18 protein-coding genes are annotated in these 19,386 nt (G+C 40.4%); 15 read left to right on the top strand and 3 right to left on the bottom strand.

Features of this window, described 5'->3' with window-relative positions:
- Positions 1-7: 7 nt before the first annotated feature.
- Positions 8-352: a rhodanese-like domain-containing protein gene (locus NFS43_RS09140; protein WP_420910315.1), complete on the bottom strand. Its 345-nt coding sequence runs from the start codon at positions 350-352 to the stop codon at positions 8-10.
- A 216-nt stretch (positions 353-568) separates the two neighbouring features.
- On the opposite strand from NFS43_RS09140, the gene NFS43_RS09135 reads away from it, so the two are divergent.
- The 7 genes from NFS43_RS09135 (at position 569) to NFS43_RS09105 (ending at position 10,388) form a co-directional block, all read left to right on the top strand.
- Positions 569-1,405, top strand: coding sequence for a lipoate--protein ligase family protein (locus NFS43_RS09135; RefSeq protein WP_251551353.1), 837 nt, complete (start codon positions 569-571; stop codon positions 1,403-1,405).
- A 332-nt stretch (positions 1,406-1,737) separates the two neighbouring features.
- Positions 1,738-4,296 (top strand): vitamin B12-dependent ribonucleotide reductase, encoded by a 2,559-nt coding sequence (locus NFS43_RS09130; RefSeq protein WP_251551352.1) that lies wholly within the window; start codon positions 1,738-1,740, stop codon positions 4,294-4,296.
- A 307-nt stretch (positions 4,297-4,603) separates the two neighbouring features.
- Positions 4,604-5,338, top strand: coding sequence for an urease accessory protein UreH domain-containing protein (locus NFS43_RS09125; protein ID WP_251551351.1), 735 nt, complete (start codon positions 4,604-4,606; stop codon positions 5,336-5,338).
- Between the two features lie 166 nt (positions 5,339-5,504).
- The gene (gene copZ / locus NFS43_RS09120; protein ID WP_251551350.1) at positions 5,505-5,711 is read left to right on the top strand and encodes a copper chaperone CopZ; all 207 of its coding nucleotides are present in this window, start codon (positions 5,505-5,507) and stop codon (positions 5,709-5,711) included.
- A gap of 82 nt (positions 5,712-5,793) precedes the next feature.
- Complete coding sequence (locus NFS43_RS09115) at positions 5,794-8,202, top strand: heavy metal translocating P-type ATPase (RefSeq protein WP_251551349.1); 2,409 nt, start codon at positions 5,794-5,796, stop codon at positions 8,200-8,202.
- A gap of 122 nt (positions 8,203-8,324) precedes the next feature.
- The gene (locus NFS43_RS09110; RefSeq protein WP_251551348.1) at positions 8,325-9,011 is read left to right on the top strand and encodes a response regulator transcription factor; all 687 of its coding nucleotides are present in this window, start codon (positions 8,325-8,327) and stop codon (positions 9,009-9,011) included.
- Positions 9,012-10,388 (top strand): sensor histidine kinase, encoded by a 1,377-nt coding sequence (locus NFS43_RS09105; protein ID WP_251551347.1) that lies wholly within the window; start codon positions 9,012-9,014, stop codon positions 10,386-10,388.
- A gap of 46 nt (positions 10,389-10,434) precedes the next feature.
- On the opposite strand, the gene NFS43_RS09100 is transcribed toward NFS43_RS09105, so the two are convergent.
- Positions 10,435-12,225 (bottom strand): urease accessory protein UreH domain-containing protein, encoded by a 1,791-nt coding sequence (locus tag NFS43_RS09100; protein WP_251551346.1) that lies wholly within the window; start codon positions 12,223-12,225, stop codon positions 10,435-10,437.
- Positions 12,226-12,447: 222 nt separating this feature from the next.
- Here NFS43_RS09100 and NFS43_RS09095 point away from each other — a divergent pair, with 222 nt between their 5' ends.
- The gene (locus NFS43_RS09095; RefSeq protein ID WP_251551345.1) at positions 12,448-13,332 is read left to right on the top strand and encodes a patatin-like phospholipase family protein; all 885 of its coding nucleotides are present in this window, start codon (positions 12,448-12,450) and stop codon (positions 13,330-13,332) included.
- A 29-nt stretch (positions 13,333-13,361) separates the two neighbouring features.
- Here the strand turns inward: NFS43_RS09095 and NFS43_RS09090 are convergent, their stop codons facing one another.
- Entirely contained in the window at positions 13,362-13,742 is a 381-nt protein-coding gene (locus NFS43_RS09090) for an SA1362 family protein (RefSeq protein WP_251551344.1), read from the bottom strand.
- A 363-nt stretch (positions 13,743-14,105) separates the two neighbouring features.
- On the opposite strand from NFS43_RS09090, the gene NFS43_RS09085 reads away from it, so the two are divergent.
- The 7 genes from NFS43_RS09085 (at position 14,106) to NFS43_RS09055 (ending at position 19,366) form a co-directional block, all read left to right on the top strand.
- A complete protein-coding gene (locus NFS43_RS09085; protein WP_251551343.1) occupies positions 14,106-14,609 on the top strand; it encodes a YqhR family membrane protein in 504 nt (167 codons plus the stop codon).
- A gap of 68 nt (positions 14,610-14,677) precedes the next feature.
- Complete coding sequence (locus NFS43_RS09080) at positions 14,678-15,739, top strand: M24 family metallopeptidase (RefSeq protein ID WP_251551342.1); 1,062 nt, start codon at positions 14,678-14,680, stop codon at positions 15,737-15,739.
- Between the two features lie 24 nt (positions 15,740-15,763).
- Entirely contained in the window at positions 15,764-16,321 is a 558-nt protein-coding gene (gene efp, locus NFS43_RS09075; protein ID WP_251551341.1) for an elongation factor P, read from the top strand.
- A gap of 160 nt (positions 16,322-16,481) precedes the next feature.
- Positions 16,482-16,928 carry a PCYCGC motif-containing (lipo)protein gene (locus tag NFS43_RS24520; protein WP_338150597.1) on the top strand — a complete coding sequence of 149 codons (447 nt, stop codon included), beginning with the start codon at positions 16,482-16,484 and terminating at the stop codon, positions 16,926-16,928.
- Between the two features lie 10 nt (positions 16,929-16,938).
- Positions 16,939-17,616: a c-type cytochrome gene (locus NFS43_RS09065; protein WP_251551340.1), complete on the top strand. Its 678-nt coding sequence runs from the start codon at positions 16,939-16,941 to the stop codon at positions 17,614-17,616.
- A 220-nt stretch (positions 17,617-17,836) separates the two neighbouring features.
- Positions 17,837-18,898, top strand: a complete 1,062-nt coding sequence (locus NFS43_RS09060; RefSeq protein WP_251551339.1) for a hypothetical protein — start codon at positions 17,837-17,839, stop codon at positions 18,896-18,898.
- Positions 18,899-18,913: 15 nt separating this feature from the next.
- Positions 18,914-19,366, top strand: a complete 453-nt coding sequence (locus tag NFS43_RS09055) for a cytochrome c maturation protein CcmE (RefSeq protein WP_251551338.1) — start codon at positions 18,914-18,916, stop codon at positions 19,364-19,366.
- Positions 19,367-19,386 lie beyond the last annotated feature (20 nt).

Here is a 19,386-nt window from a genome sequence, read left to right as displayed (position 1 = left end):
CTTGTTTTTATTTCTTTGTCTTAACTTTTCCAGACCACTTTTTAAATCCGCCTTGAAGCTGGGTCAGATCTTTATAGCCATTCTTATACAGCATTTGAGCTGCACGGGCACTGCGCGTACCGCTTTGGCAATATAAATAAACAGGAAGATCGGGCCGGAGTTCTTTCATCCGCATTTTTAATTGCGACATCGGAATATTCCGGGCGCCTAGAATATGACCGCCTTCAAACTCATTTGGTTCACGAACATCTATCAATTGTGCCTTTCGATAACCAGCACGAAATTCTTCTTCAGATACCGTTTTTACAATCTTTTTTTGACGAAAATAATTAGCAATGGAGTAAATAGCCATAGCGCCGATGATAACTAGTAAATAAATAAGTGTATTCAACTTCTTTTGCTCCTTTCAGGCTTTTCTGCACTAGTATTTATTATAGTGGTCAAACCCATAAAGATAAAGATGAATAGTAAAAAATCTTGATAAAAAATTATCCCAGTATCTCTAATTTTGAAATTCAACTAGAGTTTGATAGACTGAAAAAGATAAATTCGTAAAAGAGGTTTTTGCATGAATAAGGAAACATGGCGTTTTATTGATTCGGGGAATTGCTCACCGTCGTTTAATATGGCGCTGGATGAAGCGCTGCTTGATTGGCATAGTGAAGGGAAGTTTCCCCCGGTCATACGGTTTTATGGCTGGAATCCGCCAACCTTATCTGTTGGCTATTTTCAAAAGGTGGAAAAGGAAATTGACATGGAGGCCGTTAAGGCTCATCAGCTTGGATTTGTGAGAAGACCAACAGGCGGCCGAGGCGTGCTCCATGAGCATGAGTTAACCTACAGCGTAATCGTAACGGAAGAGCATCCTAAGATGCCGAAAACAGTGACGGAAGCATATCGGGTCATTTCAGAAGGGATATTAAAAGGGTTCCATCAGTTGGGTTTGGAAGCGTATTTTGCTGTTCCCAGGACAGCTGAGGAGCGGGATGCTTTAAAGAATCCCCGGTCTGCTGTATGTTTTGATGCGCCAAGCTGGTATGAGCTGGTTGTGGAAGGCCGGAAGGTAGCCGGCAGCGCCCAGACGAGGCAAAAAGGGGTTATTCTCCAACATGGTTCCATTTTATTGGATTTAGATGAGGACAAACTGTTCAGCTTGTTCAAATATCCAAACGACCGGGTAAAGGAAAGGATGAAAAAGTCCTTTAAGAATAAAGCGGTTGCGATTAATGAAATCAGTCCAAGGAAGATCACGCTGGAGGAAGCGAAGGAAGCTTTTTATAAGGGATTCGCTGAAGGGCTTGAAATTGAATTGGTGCCTTATCAGCTAAGTGATGAGGAAATGGAGCACGTTGAGAAATTAGCGAAAGAACGATATGAGAACGATGATTGGAATTTTAAACGCTAAAACGGAAAGCGGTGTTTGCCGCTTTTTTCCTTTTTTTGGGGACGTTCGGTTTCTTTAAAGGCAACCCGCAAAATTTGTTAAAATTACTTGTTTTATAGAGAAAAATGTAGAAAATCTATTATTCTCTCGTAAATCTATTTATTTTTGTGTTTGACAAAATAAATATTCTTTGCTCGTTATACAATATATTGTGGTGTCGAAATTAATTTGGATACTATATATTGATTTTTTTGGCCCAGCTATGATACCTTTAGTATATGAAGTCAACTAGATCTAGCTTGGACAACTAGAATCTAGCACATAGAGATATATTAGTTGAAGGAGTTGTTCTCATGTCTGTTGTTTTTAGACAAAAATTAAATATTGATTTTGAAAGGTTGAATGAGGATATCCGCTTATTTCCCCAGGTACACCCAGTTACCCCAGATATGAAAATAACTCACAAAGGTGTATCACGTTTGGTTATGCTTGATCGCTACACCTTTAAGGACACTGAAAAAATTACCCTTACAAATGGTGACTTTGTTGTTTTGACGATTAAGGAAGACCCTAAGTTTCCTGCACGCGGATTAGGGTATATTCAGGAAATTGATTGGGAAAAGAAAAAGGCAAAGGTTTTAGTGGAGGAAGAGTTTCGCGGCGTATTGGATGGCCCAGATGAATCGAGTACAGGAATCATTTGGCGGTCACTGGATGTGATTGAAAAACCGCTCGAATTGTTTTATGAGCAAATTGCCAAGCGTGTGGCAACTGGGCTGGCTGAAGTGGAAATGACGGAAGAGAAGCGGATTGAGTGGACCGAGAAGTTCTACCAAGAGCTTGTTAATTTGAACTTCATTCCGGCTGGCCGTGTTCTTTACGGAGCGGGCACGGGTACCGAGGTAACCTATTTTAACTGTTACGTCATGCCGTTTGTAGCGGATTCTCGTGAAGGGATTTCCGACCACCGTAAACAGGTAATGGAAATTATGAGCCGCGGCGGCGGGGTTGGAACCAATGGTTCAACGTTACGGCCTCGAAATACTTTGGCAAGGGGGGTCAATGGGAAGTCATCTGGATCCGTTTCATGGCTGGATGATATTGCGAAATTGACCCATTTGGTTGAGCAGGGTGGCAGTCGCAGAGGTGCACAAATGATCATGCTGGCTGACTGGCATCCAGATATTATTGAATTTATTATTTCCAAAATGCAAAATCCAAGAATCTTGCGGTTCTTAATTGAAAATACAAAAGATGAAACAATTAAAAAGCTTGCTAAAGATAAGCTGAAGTTTACACCATTAACAGCACAGGAAAGAGCAATGTATCAAGGGATTGTGAACTATAAAGTGATTCCTGGCTTAGGAGGTTTCTCGGAAGAAATTATCGCTGAGGCAGAAGAAAAACTGGCAACTGGCGGCCATTATGCCGTTCATAATCCTGAATTCTTAACAGGTGCAAACATCTCTGTATGCTTAACAAAAGAATTTATGGAAGCTGTTGAAAATGATAGTGAATACGAATTGCGTTTCCCTTATGTTGAAGCATACGATCAAGAGGAAATGAAGATTTACAATGAACAGTGGCATCAAGTTGGAGATGTTCGTGAGTGGGAGAAATTGGGGCACAAAGTACGGGTCTACAAAAAGATTAGAGCTAAAGAACTTTGGAATCTGATCAATATTTGTGCAACTTACTCAGCAGAGCCTGGAATCTTCTTCATCGACAATGCCAATGACATGACCAATGCAAAAGCATATGGACAGCAAGTAGTAGCAACAAATCCATGTGGGGAACAGCCGCTTGCACCTTATTCAGTGTGTAACCTTGCAGCTGTAAACCTAGCGGAAATGGCAGACAAGGAAACCAAAACGGTCAATTTTGAAAAGCTTAAGAAAACGGTAGCTGTTGGCGTGCGTATGCAGGACAATGTGATCAATGCCACTCCATACTTCTTGGAAGAAAATAAAAAACAAGCTCTTGGTGAGCGCCGAGTCGGTCTCGGCGTAATGGGACTGCATGACCTGCTTATCTACTGTGAAACTGAATATGGTTCACCAGAAGGAAACGAGCTTGTGGATAAAGTATTTGAAACAATTGCAACAACTGCATATAGAACATCTATTGAATTAGCAAAAGAAAAAGGCAGCTTCCCATTCTTGACTGGGGAAACGGAAGAAGAAACAAACCGTCTAAGACAAGCATTTATTCAGACTGGTTATATGAAAAAAATGCCTGAAGATATCCGTCAATCAATCCTTGAAGCGGGAATTAGAAATTCACATTTGCTTACTGTTGCTCCTACGGGATCCACTGGGACGATGGTTGGAGTTTCTACAGGACTGGAACCTTATTTTTCCTTTTCTTATTTCCGGAGCGGACGTCTTGGCAAATTTATTGAAGTTCACGCTGATATCGTACAAGAGTATTTAGGCCGCCACCCAGAAGCTGAACAAAATAATCTGCCAAACTGGTTTGTTACTGCAATGGAATTGGCACCAGAGGCACATGCTGATGTTCAATGTGTCATCCAGCGCTGGATTGACAGCTCTATCAGCAAAACAGTCAATGCACCAAAAGGCTATAGCGTTGAGCAGGTTGAAAAAGTATACGAGCGTCTATACCGCGGCGGCGCCAAAGGCGGTACTGTCTATGTAGACGGATCGCGTGATTCCCAAGTATTGACACTCAAGGCTGAAGAAAATATTGAAGAAGAAAAACTGGTCTTCAAAGAAAAACCAAAACAGCACGTCGTTCTAGTTGATACCATAAGTGATCTTCGTTCAACAGACGTAACGATTGGTTCTGAGGTTGGCAATACATGTCCAGTCTGCCGTAAAGGAAAAGTTGAAGAAATCGGGGGCTGCAATACATGTTCAAACTGTGGTACCCAATTAAAATGCGGGCTATAAGGAATAAAATATAAAATTTTAGGTGAATTCACTTATTAAAAATCGTGAATTCACCTTTTTTACTTCCATACATATATGTTCATCATCTTTATATAGTTCTTTAACTTTTCCATATTTAGCAGCCCCTTTATACCCGAGGGATGACTGGAATATCTTCATTTTATGGATAAGTGGGCTGGGAGGATGGAACAAAAGTCATAAGCCTTTTCCTAATATACGTCGATTATATGAACAATCTTCTATCTTCAAATTTTCTTCATTTTGCTATGGTATTCTAACACTATTAAACTAGAAACAGGGGGTTTACATGTATAGTTTCCTTAGTCAGATCAGCCATTTCTTTAGCAGCCCTTTATTTAATATAGCCAACAGTTTAGAATCATGGCCGATCGTTTTTGCATTAATCTTGGGACTGATAGGTGCGCTTGCGCCTTGCCAGCTGACAGGGAATATTAGCGCAATTACTCTTTATGGGAACTACTCCATCCAAAAGAAAATAGTCTGGAAGGATGTTTTTAGTTTCACGCTGGGAAAAATTGCTGCTTTCACACTTTTGGGGGGATTAGTGTGGCTGCTGGGCAAAGAAATAGAACAAAATTTAACTCTGTATTTTCCTTGGATGCGCAAGATCATGGGTCCAGTTTTAATAATCGTAGGCATATATATGACAGGCTTCATCAAGTTAAAGGGGACATTGACATTATTTAAGCAATTTGAGGGACGTTCAGGGGAACATCGATTTGGGTCATTTATGCTCGGGTTTAGTTTTTCCTTAGCTTTTTGCCCAACCATGTTTATTCTGTTTTTTGTTACATTAATGCCGGTTACTTTATCCGCTTCATATGGTTTTATCCTTCCCGCGATCTTTGCTCTTGGAACCGCCCTTCCCCTGCTAGTGGTCGTTTTCCTTATATGGTATTTTGGAGGCAGCGGGGCTATGCTAAAAAATGGCCGGAGATTTGGCATCCATGTACAAAGAATTGCCGGGATCTTTATGTTGATAATAGGTATATTCGATACATTAACCTATTGGACACTGTAATGATTATTCATAAGCTTTTATGAACATTTTGTGAATGTGACTAAGTAATTTAAAAAAATTCGTATTTAATGCTTAACATAGGATGGGGGGGTATGGTAAAATAAATAGGTAAAGTTAACAACAACTATTTATCATCCATATACAAAGGAAAGGAAGTATTGAAAAAATGGAAAAAGTAACCCTAAATGTAGAAGGAATGTCTTGTAATCATTGTGTAAAAGCAATCGAAGGCAGTGTTGGAAAACTGGATGGCATTGGATCCGTAAAAGTAAACCTGGATGCTGCAACCGTTGATGTTGAATTCAATCCACAACAGCTTTCATTGGAGCAAATTAAAGAAACGATTGATGACCAAGGCTATGATGTAAAATAATTGAAAGAGTCCGTGCTAAATCCTTAGCACGTTCTTTTTACAATGAAATATACCGGTGTGGGGTATAAGGAGCTGGCTTTATATGAGTCAAAGTTTAAAAGAAACGAGTTTGCAAATCTCTGGAATGACATGTGCTGCCTGCGCAGCAAGAATTGAAAAAGGCCTAAACAAATTGACTGGAGTGGAGACTGCTACTGTCAATCTGGCTTTAGAAAAATCATCCATTCAATATGACCCTTCACAAATCAATATAGACGCCATAGAAAACAAAATCAGAGATTTAGGGTATGAGGTCGTAACGGAGAAGGCTGAGTTTGAAATAACCGGAATGACATGTGCCGCCTGTTCAGCAAGAATTGAAAAAGGCTTAAATAAATTAGATGGGGTATTGAAGGCTAACGTTAATTTAGCACTGGAAAAAGCGACAGTCGAATACAATGGCATTGCTGTAACGCCTGCGGAAATTATTAAAAAAGTAGAAAACCTGGGGTATGGCGCACACTTAAAGGAAGATGCGAAGGAAACAAGTGATTACCGCCAGAAAGAAATTAAAAAGCAATCCAAAAAATTAATTTTCTCGGCAATCCTCGCATTTCCGCTTCTTTGGGCTATGGCAGGACATTTTTCGTTTACTCAATTCATTTGGGTGCCTGATCTATTTATGAATCCTTGGTTTCAATTAGCCTTAGCGACACCGGTTCAGTTTATTATTGGGGGCCAGTTCTATGTTGGAGCTTTTAAAGCTTTAAAAAACAAAAGCGCGAATATGGACGTACTGGTAGCATTAGGAACATCCGCAGCATACTTTTATAGTTTATATTTATCGATCATGACTCTCATGGGAAAAGGCCATGCCATGGAGCTTTACTATGAAACCAGTGCGGTGTTAATTACCTTAATTATTTTAGGCAAGCTTTTTGAGGCGAAGGCAAAAGGCCGTTCATCGGAAGCTATCAAAAAATTGATGGGGCTTCAGGCAAAAACGGCCGTCATTGAACGGGACGGAAAAGAAATCGTTATCCCGATTGAGGAGGTAGCAGTAGGAGATGTCCTCCATATCAAGCCGGGTGAAAAGATTCCTGTCGATGGAATCATTCAAGAAGGCCAATCAGCCATAGATGAGTCGATGCTGACCGGTGAAAGTGTCCCAGTAGATAAAAAAACCGGGGATGAAGTCATTGGCGCAACGATCAACAAGAATGGCTTTTTAAAAGTAAAAGCAACAAAGGTTGGAAGAGATACTGCGTTGGCACAAATTATTAAAGTGGTGGAAGAGGCACAAGGCTCAAAGGCTCCGATTCAACGGCTGGCCGATCAGATTTCCGGGGTGTTTGTTCCAATTGTCGTTGCTATTGCCGCTGTCACTTTTATCATATGGTATGTTTGGGCAAGTCCTGGAAACTTTGCCGAAGCTTTAGAAAAAATGATTGCAGTCCTTGTTATTGCCTGCCCATGTGCATTAGGCCTGGCTACACCTACATCGATCATGGCCGGCTCTGGCCGTTCAGCTGAGTATGGCATTCTCTTCAAAGGCGGAGAGCATTTGGAAATGACTCACCGAATTACCACGGTAGTCTTGGATAAAACGGGTACGGTTACGAATGGCACTCCAGTTTTAACGGATATTATAACGGATGGTGCTGAGGAAGAGTTCTTATCTTTAGTCGGTTCTGCAGAAAAGCAGTCAGAACACCCGTTGGCACAGGCGATTGTCCAAGGGATTAAGGACAAAGGAATCGTCCTGGCCAATCCTGAAAAATTTGAAGCCATTCCAGGGTTTGGAATCCGTGCATTCGTAAGCGGTAAAGAATTACTAGTTGGAACTAGAAAATTAATGAATGAGTACAATATAGAGATCACTAGCGCTCTTGCGAAAATGGAGGAGCTGGAAAAGTCGGGAAAAACAGCCATGCTGGCTGCGATTAATGGACGATATGCCGGCACAGTGGCCGTTGCCGACACGATCAAGGAAACTTCCAAAACAGCGATTACTCGACTCAAACAAATGGGATTGGATGTCATCATGATTACCGGTGATAATCAGCAAACCGCACAGGCAATTGCCGCACAAGCCGGTATTGATCAAGTCATTGCCGAAGTACTTCCGGAAGGAAAAGCAGCCGAAATTAAAAAGCTTCAAGCAGCAGGTAAAAAGGCAGCCATGGTCGGAGATGGAATCAATGATGCACCAGCCCTTGCTGTAGCTGATATTGGCATGGCAATTGGGACAGGGACAGATGTGGCCATGGAAGCGGCTGACATTACGCTGATCCGGGGTGATTTAAATAGTATTGCTGATGCCATCTTCATGAGTAAAAAGACGATCACCAATATTAAACAAAATCTTTTCTGGGCACTAGCCTATAACTCAATCGGCATCCCGGTCGCTGCATTTGGATTCCTGGCTCCATGGCTGGCTGGCGCAGCCATGGCATTCAGTTCAGTATCGGTAGTCCTAAACTCATTGCGTTTACAAAAGGTGAAATTGTAGTATCGAAATTTAGAGAGGAAAAGGCTGACACATAATTGTCAGCCTTTTGTCATTTTTGCACTATTTATAACTAGTATACTAAAACTAGATTAATATCATTAAGGATGGATTGGGTGATAGGAATGAATTCAATCTTGATTATTGAAGATGAAAAAAGTGTATCTGAGGTGATTAAAGCCTATTTAATAAAGGAAGGCTATCAGGTTTATTGCGCATCTGCGGGGATGGAAGGAATCGATATTTTCAAGACCCGCCAGATTGACCTAATCATTTTGGATTTGATGCTGCCAGATATCTGCGGGGAAGAGATTTGTAAAATCATCCGCCAATCTTCAGATGTACATATATTCATGCTGACGGCAAAAGGTGCACTTAATGACCGCATTGAGGGATTAACATTAGGGGCTGATGAATACTTAATTAAACCACTTAGTCCAAGAGAACTGACGGCCAGAGTAAATGCCTTGTTCCGCAGGATGAATCGTGGATTTCATTCAGTGGGCTTTTTGTTTAATGATGGAAATTTGATCATTGATAGTGAGAAAAGAACGATAAAAGTCCGAGGTAATGAAGTATCATTTACCCCAAATGAATTTGATATTCTATCAGCCTTGGTCATCAACAAAGGACATGTCCTTTCTAGAGAACAGCTGATTGCCAAAATTTTCGGAGAGGACTATGGCGGCTTTGATCGGACTATTGATGTCCATATTAAAAATATCCGGAAGAAAATAGAAGAGGATACAAAAAGTCCGAAATATATTCTCACAGTTACGAAAGCTGGGTACAAATTTGGCGGTGAATGGTAAGTGTACTCCATTTATCGAAAATTAAGTCTATTATTTATTACTTGCACCCTCGCCGCTATCTTTTTAGTAACATTGTTTGTAAATGTGACCGTGACGAATAAATTTAATCGTTACATGATTGATATCCAAAATAAACGATATGAAAAAATTGTCTCCTATTTTCAAGAAGCCTATAAAAGGGACGGTAAGTGGACAGAAAAGACCGGGATTGAACTTATGCATGAAGCCTATATGGGCAATTATTGCATCACTCTTTTGGATCAAAATAAGCAGCCTGTTTGGGGGATGGATCCAAGTGATATAAAAAGGCAGTTAAACGATGAATCCATGCCGATAAAGGACAGCGGTGTTTACACTTCAAAATTATTTAAAATAATAGTAGACGAGAAGGTTGTCGGGTATGCAAATATCGGGCAATATTCTTCCGTATTGCTGTCTGAGGAAGACGTTCAATTTAAATCCTCCATCAACAAGAGCATTGTAGCGAGCGGTGTTATTACCTTAATCATTGTTAGTATTTTAAGTCTCTATTTCTCCAAACAGTTTTCCAGCCCGATAAAGGAAGCAGCCAATATGTCTGTCAGGCTGTCAAAAGGGGACTTTAACATAAAATCATCGAAAATGAGCAACATTAAGGAAATAGAGGATCTTCGAAGAAGTGTGAACGACCTGGCCAGCAAGCTGAAATATCAAGACATGCTGCGAAAAAAACTTGTTTCAGATCTATCGCATGAAATAAGGACCCCGTTGAATGTATTGCAAAACAATGTGGAAGCGATGGTTGATGGAATATTTCCTGTCACAACCGAGAATCTGCAATCGTTAAATGAGGAGGTCATTCGTTTTGGCAAATTAATCAATAACTTAAATGAATTGAAGGAGTTTGAGTCTGAAGCAGCCAAACTGAACTTCGAAGTGATTTTTCTGGACGAATTAATTACTGAAATATGCCATGATTTTAGTCTTGCGGCAGAGAATAGAGGCGTTAAATTATCGATTGCCACTCAGCCAAACTATAAGTATCGTATCTCAGGGGATAAAGATCAATTGAAGCAAGTATTTATTAACCTATTGTCTAACAGCCTCAAATTTACGCAGCCAGGCGGGGGTGTCTGGATTAACTTATTTGAAAAGAATAAAACGATTGTGGTGGAAGTTCAGGATAATGGAATGGGCATTCACCAGGAGGACCTGCCGTATATTTTTGAGCGGCTGTATCGCGGTGACAAAAGCAGGAATGTCATCGAAGGGAGTGGAATCGGCCTTACAATTGTAAAGAATATTCTGCAGCTGCATAATGCAGGGATTGATGTCGAAAGCCAGGAGGGGAAGGGAACTAAGTTCTCCCTTTATTTTTCCAAAGATTTGAATAACTAAATGAAAAAAACGGGCTTTGGGTGGGCATTCCAAAGTCCGTTTTTTATTACTCCAAGTATTTGCTTCTGATTTGTTCTAAGTCAGCGCCGTTTACATCATTAACTGCTTCAATTACCCCAAGCAATTGATCCTCGTTTAAGTAAATTCCATAGGAACCAGGTTTTTCGATTGTAAATTCAACGTCGACCATTCCTTTAGATCCCGTGAAATCTGTGACAATTTGTTTCGTGTTGGCATTCATAATTAAAAAATACCCTTCAGGCTGATCAAAGGAGGTTAAATCAATCGACATCTTTGTTTTAATGCCCGAAGCTGTCACCATAATAAGCGGTTCTAATTCATAGCCAATTCCTTTAACGGAGAAGCTTTGCCCGCCTTCAGCCAAAGCCGCTTTATTTACCAAACGGCCAGTTGGCACTTGACTGATATCTTCCCCATAAATGCTGGGAGCTGTTTGGGAAGACGCGGATGATGTCGCATTGGTTGAAGCATCTACACCCTTTCCATCACTGCTTTTCGCTGATACCTGATCAAGATTGTCGACCACCTTTATGACGCCGCGTTTCATGCCCATCCAGCAGCTAAAAGAAATATCTTCATTTCCAGGAGTGAATTCAATAATATTTTGTCCGCTTTGAAGCTTCTGTTCTACATTCATATCCGGGATAACGATGGTATTATTACAGCCAGTCAATTCTTTGGCATCAACAACCCATTTGACGGGAGTATCCTTTTTGACATACAGAGTTTGCGGGGTATAGCCGTATACATCTGCTGTCATATTCAAGACCTGGACCCCATCCTTCATGATTGCTTTAACGGCATTAGCAGAATTTCTGTCTGTTGAGCCTCCTATACCTGCAATCATCGAACTAGGGCTAAAATTCATCCCAGCCAGTGCCAGGCCTCTATTGCTCATAATGATTCCTAAAACCACAATTAAGATACCGCTGAACTTTAGAATTTTCTTTGTGTACCCTTTACTTAATAGGCTTGATAGGGCACCGAATGTTAACATTAAAGGTACGGTTCCGATTGCAAACATAAACATGGAAAGAGCACCGCTTATGGCACTGCCCGTACCTAAGGCATACAGCTGCATGGTTTGCAGCGGACCGCAGGGCATGAACCCATTTAATAGACCTACAAAGAACGGCGTTCTTGGTTTAGGTTTACTGACTATTTTCATTATGGATGCAGGCATTCGCAATTGAAATTTTCTAAAGGCTTTGAATCCTGCCATGTTGAAGCCCATTATTATCATAAAAATACCAGCAAAAATTTGCAGTCCTGCTTTAGCCGTGAGTGAAAGGGCAAACACAGACCCAATCGCGCCAATGACACCACCGATAATGGTATAAGATAAGACTCTCCCCAGATTGTATAAGATAGCTGGTTTTAATGTATCAAACCTAGACCTGCTTTCATTGCCAATCGTTTGGGAAAGCATGATTCCACCGCACATCCCGACACAGTGAAGGGAGGTAATTAATCCTACTGTAAATAAAACGGCATAGGAAGCATTCTGTAATTGATCATCCATATTAAAGCTTCCAGTGTTGATTCCCAGAAGAATAATAGCGGCCACGACAATAAAAATGCCTATAAGTTTAAATCCTTTTCCGTTTTCAGTGCTATAGCCGACATGCTGAATGGCCTTTTTTATTTGGTTTTGGTCACATATTTCGTCATTATATTCAATATCTGCAAATTGCCCAGTAAAATCGGCCTTAACATGGGAAACACCTTCCAATTTTTTGACGGCTCTTTCAATGCGTCTTTCACAGGATGTACAAGTCATATCGTATACTTTAATTCTCTCTTTTTTTAAGCCCATATATTTCCCTGCCTTTACTTTGACAATAATGAAGGATAAAGCAATTGTAAGGAAGTAATGTGTTGATAATATGAAGAAACAAATGGTCCTAGTGAACATTTTGTAGACAAATTGTTACTAATTAATGAAGAGTGAACAAAAATTTTATGCATGTCCGCTGTACTATTTTGAATGCCAGGCGCTTAAAGATGTAGAAAGGAATCCATCTTTAGGAGTGCTGCCATGAATATAGACGGGGTTTTTTCCGGAGGGGGTATTAAAGGGTTTGCCCTGATTGGGGCATTTGAGGAAATTGAAAGCAGGGGCTTGCAATTTGTAAGGCTTGCAGGTACAAGTGCCGGTTCTATTATTGCTGCCTTGATTGCTGCCGGCTATACCAGCAAAGAGATGTACCAGTTAGTGGATGAACTGGATTTGTCCCAAATGCTGGACGCCCGAAAAACTTTCATTCCTTCGAAAATAGCAAAATGGCTGTTGCTGTACTGGAAACTGGGACTTTACAAAGGAAACGAACTGGAAAAATGGATAAAGGGCATGCTGGAGAAAAAGGGACTGAGAACCTTTTCTGACCTGCCTCCACAAACACTCCGGGTGGTCGTTTCTGATCTTTCAAATGGCCAAATGGCGGTTTTGCCGGACGACCTAGAAAGGTACGGCATATCTCCTGGGTCATTCTCGATTGCCAAAGCGATTAGAATGAGCTGCAGTGTTCCCTATTTTTTTGAACCTGTCAAAATGCGTTCTTATGATGGGCTTAATATCATTGTGGATGGCGGTGTATTGAGTAATTTCCCCATGTGGCTGTTCGACAAAGAAAATATTAAAAAAGTGAGGCCCGTTCTCGGAATTAAGTTAAGCCCGAGTGAGCAAGAACACGAAAAACATAAAATCAGCAACGGAATCGAAATGTTTGGGGCCTTATTTGAAACGATGAAGGATGCACATGACGCCAGGTATATTTCTAGAAAACATGCCCAAAACATCATATTTATCCCTTCAAAAGAGGTAATATCAATGGAATTTCACTTAACCGAAGAACAAAAACGGCAGCTATTTGAACTGGGGAGAAATCATGCAAGGCAGTTTTTAAATCAATGGAGTTATTAATTCTTTTATAAGGGAAAAAAATCGAACGTCTAAAATGACGCTCGATTTTTCTTTTTGCTTTTTTTTCCTTCAATTACGGTGAGATGAGCAGGGGGCTTCTTTTTGGTTTTATTTTTCTTAATGGTTGCCAGCGTGCCGAATGTGGAACTTTTTGAAGCAGTCTCTCCGCTCTTTTGCTGCAGTCGTTTCTTGGATTTTTTAGCCGCTTTTAGAAATGCCCGCTGCTCCCTTTTTTGAGGGCTTGAAGTTGAAAACCGACGAACAAGGAAAAAAATCAGTAAACCAATTAATGCGAAAACAGCAATTTTTTGAATAAAACCAGCAGGATTTGCTGTAAATGAACCGAAAAGCCCTATTAAAGCCAGGATAAAAAGTCCCCCAATTATAAAAGCAGATGTCCGATTTTTCAAGTAAAGCCACCTCCCTAAGAGCATCTTAAGCAATTTTTTATCCTTTTAAACACTTTAGAGGAAAGATTTAGACAATTTATTCGTTTTTCGCTGTCCATGTGCAAATTTCAATAAAAATCCTAAGATTTTAATGATTCAAGCAGAAACATGCCAAAGAATAAGAGACAATTGGCAATCTCTATGTACTTAAATGTATTCTACTTGAAAAATCAAAAAACCTCTATAAAATGTCAGGTAATTTGCATTTCGAGTGAAAATATTTTTTTATGAAAAAGTACCGGGTCCAAAGGGCATATTATTCCTATACTGTTAACAAGTGTTGTTACGATTCGGATCAAAATCGCGCCAATTGGAGGTTTTTTTATGTCAAAAATACGTAAAGCAGAGTACTATCCAAAAGCTATGCCATTTCCAGTAATGGTGTTTTGGACTGGCCTGTTTGGGGGAGTCTTTTGGAGTGCTATTTGGTACATTTCGTATTTCTTTCATTTAACTGAAATCCGTCCAAATGGGATCTTAGAACCATGGGCGGCGGGTGATTGGAAGTACGGCTGGGGGGGATCCATGCTTTCCATACTTTTATTAGGGATTATTTCGGTATGTGTATCGTTTATCTATTTCGCTTTGTTAAGAAAATTCAATGGCATTTGGGTTGGCATGGCTTATGGGCTCATATTGTTTCTGATCGTCTATTTTGTTTTAAATCCCTTGCTGCCAGGAATCAAGCAAATCACTGACCTCAGCCGCAATACTGTCATAACCTCGATTTGTTTATTTGCGCTTTACGGAATCTTTATCGGTTACTCGATTCAATATGAGCATGAAAGCAGGAATCTCCTAGATAAAGAGGCGGCCCCGCAGATTTAATTAGTATGATTTCTATAGTTGTGATAAAATATTTTTATCTGTGTGGATCAAAAGGAGAGTGGAAACCATTGGGAAAATTAGAGAGTCTTAGAGGGCAATTTGCCGCATTTGGTATTGATGGAATTCTGATTACAAGCCCTTACAACCGACGTTACATATCAAATTTCACTGGATCCTCTGGGGTCGTTTTAATTAGTGAAGAAAAGGCCCAGTTTATAACTGATTTTCGTTACATTGAACAAGCGTCTAAACAATGTGAAGGATTTGAAGTTGTTAAGTACTCTGATTCGATTCCTAAAGAAGTGGCTGAGCAGTCCAAAAAATTAGGGATTCAGAAGCTTGGAGTGGAAGAGGATTTTTTAACTTACTCTTCCTTTAAAGTATATGAAAAAGAAGTAACAGCTGAACTTGTCCCAATCTCTGGTGTAGTTGAAAAGTTACGCTTGATTAAGAGCGAGGCAGAGATTAAGATATTAAAGGATGCTGCGGACATTGCAGATGCTGCATTTAAACATGTTCTTGATTTTATCCGCCCAGGAGTCACTGAACTTGAAGTTGCGAATGAGTTAGAATTTTTCATGAGAAAAGCCGGGGCCGCTTCTTCTTCCTTTGATACGATTGTTGCTTCCGGAGTCAGGTCTGCCCTGCCGCATGGTGTGGCTAGTGATAAAGTCATTGAAAAAGGTGATATGGTGACCATGGATTATGGTGCCTATTATAAAGGGTATGTCTCGGATATTACCAGGACCATTGCAGTAGGTGAACCGGCTGAAGAGCTGAAGGAAATTTATCAAATTGTTTTAGAAGCACAGCTCCGAGGGATGGAAGGAATCAAACCGGGGATGACTGGTAAACAGGCAGATGCCTTAACAAGAGATTATATTACTGCAAAAGGCTATGGTGACAATTTTGGACATTCTACTGGCCATGGGATTGGTCTGGAGGTTCATGAAGGTCCTGCTCTTTCGATGAAATCAGATATCGTTTTAGTGCCTGGCATGGTGGTAACAAATGAACCAGGCATTTATGTCCCGGGTCTTGGAGGAGTTCGTATAGAAGATGATTTGCTCATTACAAATGATCTAAACGAACCGCTTACGCATTCTGCAAAAGAACTTATAATATTGTAATTTATTTAGGAGGATTTTTTAAACATGATTTCAGTTAACGATTTCCGTACCGGATTAACCATTGAAGTGGATGGCGGCATTTGGCGCGTTATCGATTTCCAACACGTAAAGCCAGGCAAAGGAGCTGCATTTGTCCGCTCCAAACTACGTAACCTGCGGACTGGTGCCATTCAAGAAAAAACATTCCGTGCGGGTGAAAAAGTAGAAAAAGCGCAAATTGATAATCGTAAGATGCAATATCTATACGCAAGCGGTGACCAGCACGTATTTATGGATATGGAATCTTATGAGCAGGTAGAACTGCCGGCAGCAAGCATTGAATATGAATTGAAATTCTTAAAGGAAAACATGGAAGTTCATATCATGATGTTCCAAGGCGAGACACTAGGTGTAGAATTGCCAAATACAGTGGAATTGGAAGTAACAGATACAGAGCCTGGCATTAAAGGAGATACAGCATCAGGCGGAACTAAACCTGCTACTGTAGAAACAGGCCTTGTCGTACAAGTTCCATTCTTTGTTAATCAAGGAGACCGTTTAATTATCAATACTGCAGACGGTACCTATGTATCAAGAGCTTAATATGCAGAAAAACGCCTAATCTTCACATGAGGATTAGGTGTTTTTTTTATGGACAAATTAAAAACTTCACCAAATAGTAAGATTTACGAACCTTTTCAAGAAAACATATTTGCTAAAATGAAGTCGTAAACAAACCTAGAGCAAAGAGGTGATACTACTGATGAAAAAGCTTTCTTCTCTAATGGTGCTATGCCTGGCAATAGTGCTGATTGCAGCTGCCTGCAGCTCGAATAAGGCTAATACAAAGCTTGATAAAAAACATGCACCGCTTCCTGATTATGTTTTAAATGCTCCGGAAAAAGTTCAAGAAACCTATAAAATGGTTTCTAACTACCCAGAGGTTGTAGCGGGGGTTCCCTGCTATTGCGGCTGTTATGTTTCCGATGGCCATAAAAGCAATTTAGACTGCTTCATTGATCATTTTGGCGAGGACAACGCTGTTGAAGAATGGGACTCTATGGGTATAGCCTGAGATGTTTGTGTAGATATCGCCCGGGAGGCGATCGACATGAATCTTAGCGGAAAAAGCCCAGCGAAAATTTACGACTTAATAACCAAAAAATATGAAGATTTTGGGGAACCAACTCCAACACCTGAGCCAAAATAAGGAGTGACCCATGAAGAAACTGTTAATCGGAATCTATATTTTGATTATGATTGGCATTGTTTTTGCTATAGGAAACAGTAACCTATTTGATAACGAAAATTCCAAAGCAATAGCTGCTGGAGAAAAGGTTTATAACAAAAACTGCCTTATTTGCCATGGCGAGACAGGGAAAGGTGAAGGGAAAAATGCTGGAACGGCTCTAAACAATCAGCATTTTTTAAACTCTGTTTCCGATCAAGATTTGTATAACTATATAAAGCATGGCCGGGAAGGCACCGCAATGCCGGCGTATGGACCAAGATTATCGGATAAAGAGATCAAAAATCTAACCGTATTCATAAGAAATTGGCAGACGGAGAAAATCGATCTTGAAGCTCCCAAATCCATAACAGGCAGCCCTGAGAATGGGGAAAAACTGTACAGTTTATATTGCCTTTCCTGCCATGGTGAGGCAGGAGCCGGCATCCTGAAAATGGGACCGGCATTATCCAACCCTCAATATTTAAAAGATACTGCCGATTCTCAAATTTGGATTGATACAGCTTATGGCCGTGAAGAAACGAGGATGGGACCTTCCTTAAAAGGACAAGAAGGAGTCCGTCAGCTGAGGAAGCAAGACATTTCTGACATTGTGAGCTATATCCGATCTTTAGAACAGAATAATGCACCTTCAAAAACCGCTGAATGAACTGTTGATTTAGCGGTTTTTTTGTATGGCCATTTCAAATGGAATTATGAACATTTTGTGGTTATTTTATGTCGAAAACGTAACGTTTTCAGCCCTTTAACAAAATGTTCAAGAGTGTTTCTGCCGTTAGGCCGTGATAAAGAATATATTTATTTCAAAGAGGACTATAGTGGAAAGCATTAACATTTTTGCAGTTGTTTTCAAATCAAGGAGGATTTTTATGCGAAAGAGAAGGTTTGCTGCTTTTTTGGTAATCGGTTTATTTTTAACCGGCTTTATCACTCCAAAGGCCTATGCAGAATCTGCATTTCAAGCGGATAAGTTTCCCTTTAAATCCATGCAGATTCAAATAATGCCGGAGTTTGACTATCCTGAGGACTGGGAATCACGGGACATCCCATCCTTATTAATCAGCCAGTATGGAACTATTACAAATAACAGCGGCCAAGATTATGATGGAAAGATTGAAATTCCCGTGCCAGCCAACGATAAAGGCTTTGAGGCCATTTTAGTGGCTGACTTCCCAGAAACTGATCAGCCTGAAGTGCAGCGCCCCTATGATGTTGACAAAGAAAAAGGGATCATTTCCTGGAAACCGTCAAACCCAATTAAGAACAATGAAACATATGAATTTGTCATTGAGTACTACACCCAAACGATTGAGGTAAAAGACAGCAAGACCTTTACATATGAGCTTAAGAATAATGCGGAAATTGAGCAGTTGGACATTGTTTATTATGCCCCTATGAATGCGTCGGATATCCAAATGGAGCCTAAAGCACAGGAAACCTCCAAGGATGATTATGGAGAGGAGCTCTACTTTTATCAATACAGCAATGTGAAAATTGGTGAGCCGCTAAAATATTCTTTCTCCTACAAAAAAGATGGAACCGAATCATCCATGGAGGCTATTAGCAAGCTGGATCCCCCAAATGATGAAAATCACGAAGGGGTGAATGGTACAGCTACCGACCAGATTGCAAGCGGCAGCAAATCGGGCAGTTCCAATAAGCCCCTCATTGGAATTGGCGGTGCTTCCATCATCGGGATTGCCCTTATCATTGCTGGAATATTTGTATATTTGGGGTTAAAAGCAAATTCTCAAAGTATGGCGAAGACTGCAAGATCAAACTCAAACAAGCAGACTCCCAAAAAACAGGCTGCGGCAAAAAAAGACAACAAGCAAGATCATTCAGAAGAAAAAAAGGAACTCCGAAAAAAGCTTCTTACAGGAAAAATAGACCAAGACACCTATGAAGAGGAAATGAAAAAGTTAATCTAATGTGAGGTGAGCAGAATGAAGAAAAATACGCTTGTCATCATTGGCGGATTTATTATTGCAGGGGCCATTGTATTCCTCCTGATGGCTGCCACTCCAGGTTCGAGCGGAGTGGAATTAACGTTAGACAAGCTTTTGGCCACCCAAGACCAGCATAAAGATGATTTTGTTACGGTGGAAGGATTATTAATTGAAGACTCGATCAAATGGGACCCGGATAAAATTGAATTGAAATTTGATGTGAAGGATAACGATGGGAATCTGATGCATGTCATTTACAATGGGACGAAACCAGACAACTTTGTAGAAGGTGTCATAACGATTCTTGAGGGATCCCCAACAAAAAAAGACACATTTGTGGCAGAGAACGTCAAAACAAGATGCCCTTCGAAATATGAAGGTCAGGATATCAAAAATTATGATCCTGAGACGCACAAAGACAAGTTAAATCAGCCGCCGAAAGAACAATAAAAGGATAACTTTAGAAGGTG

The organism is Neobacillus muris, from assembly GCF_943193175.1.
Classification (GTDB): Bacteria; Bacillota; Bacilli; order Bacillales; family Cytobacillaceae; genus Neobacillus; species Neobacillus muris.
Note: the sequence above shows the minus strand (reverse complement) of the source record. Positions and strands in the feature narration are given on the sequence as shown.

Excerpts from the sequence above, each read along its gene's own strand:
- NFS43_RS09140 (WP_420910315.1), bottom strand. The coding sequence starts at position 352 with ATGGCTATTTACTCCATTGCTAATTATTTTCGTCAAAAAAAGATTGTA.
- NFS43_RS09135 (WP_251551353.1), top strand. The coding sequence starts at position 569 with ATGAATAAGGAAACATGGCGTTTTATTGATTCGGGGAATTGCTCACCG.
- NFS43_RS09130 (WP_251551352.1), top strand. The coding sequence starts at position 1,738 with ATGTCTGTTGTTTTTAGACAAAAATTAAATATTGATTTTGAAAGGTTG.
- NFS43_RS09125 (WP_251551351.1), top strand. The coding sequence starts at position 4,604 with ATGTATAGTTTCCTTAGTCAGATCAGCCATTTCTTTAGCAGCCCTTTA.
- copZ (WP_251551350.1), top strand. The coding sequence starts at position 5,505 with ATGGAAAAAGTAACCCTAAATGTAGAAGGAATGTCTTGTAATCATTGT.
- NFS43_RS09115 (WP_251551349.1), top strand. The coding sequence starts at position 5,794 with ATGAGTCAAAGTTTAAAAGAAACGAGTTTGCAAATCTCTGGAATGACA.
- NFS43_RS09110 (WP_251551348.1), top strand. The coding sequence starts at position 8,325 with ATGAATTCAATCTTGATTATTGAAGATGAAAAAAGTGTATCTGAGGTG.
- NFS43_RS09100 (WP_251551346.1), bottom strand. The coding sequence starts at position 12,225 with ATGGGCTTAAAAAAAGAGAGAATTAAAGTATACGATATGACTTGTACA.
- NFS43_RS09095 (WP_251551345.1), top strand. The coding sequence starts at position 12,448 with ATGAATATAGACGGGGTTTTTTCCGGAGGGGGTATTAAAGGGTTTGCC.
- NFS43_RS09085 (WP_251551343.1), top strand. The coding sequence starts at position 14,106 with ATGTCAAAAATACGTAAAGCAGAGTACTATCCAAAAGCTATGCCATTT.
- efp (WP_251551341.1), top strand. The coding sequence starts at position 15,764 with ATGATTTCAGTTAACGATTTCCGTACCGGATTAACCATTGAAGTGGAT.
- NFS43_RS09065 (WP_251551340.1), top strand. The coding sequence starts at position 16,939 with ATGAAGAAACTGTTAATCGGAATCTATATTTTGATTATGATTGGCATT.
- NFS43_RS09060 (WP_251551339.1), top strand. The coding sequence starts at position 17,837 with ATGCGAAAGAGAAGGTTTGCTGCTTTTTTGGTAATCGGTTTATTTTTA.
- NFS43_RS09055 (WP_251551338.1), top strand. The coding sequence starts at position 18,914 with ATGAAGAAAAATACGCTTGTCATCATTGGCGGATTTATTATTGCAGGG.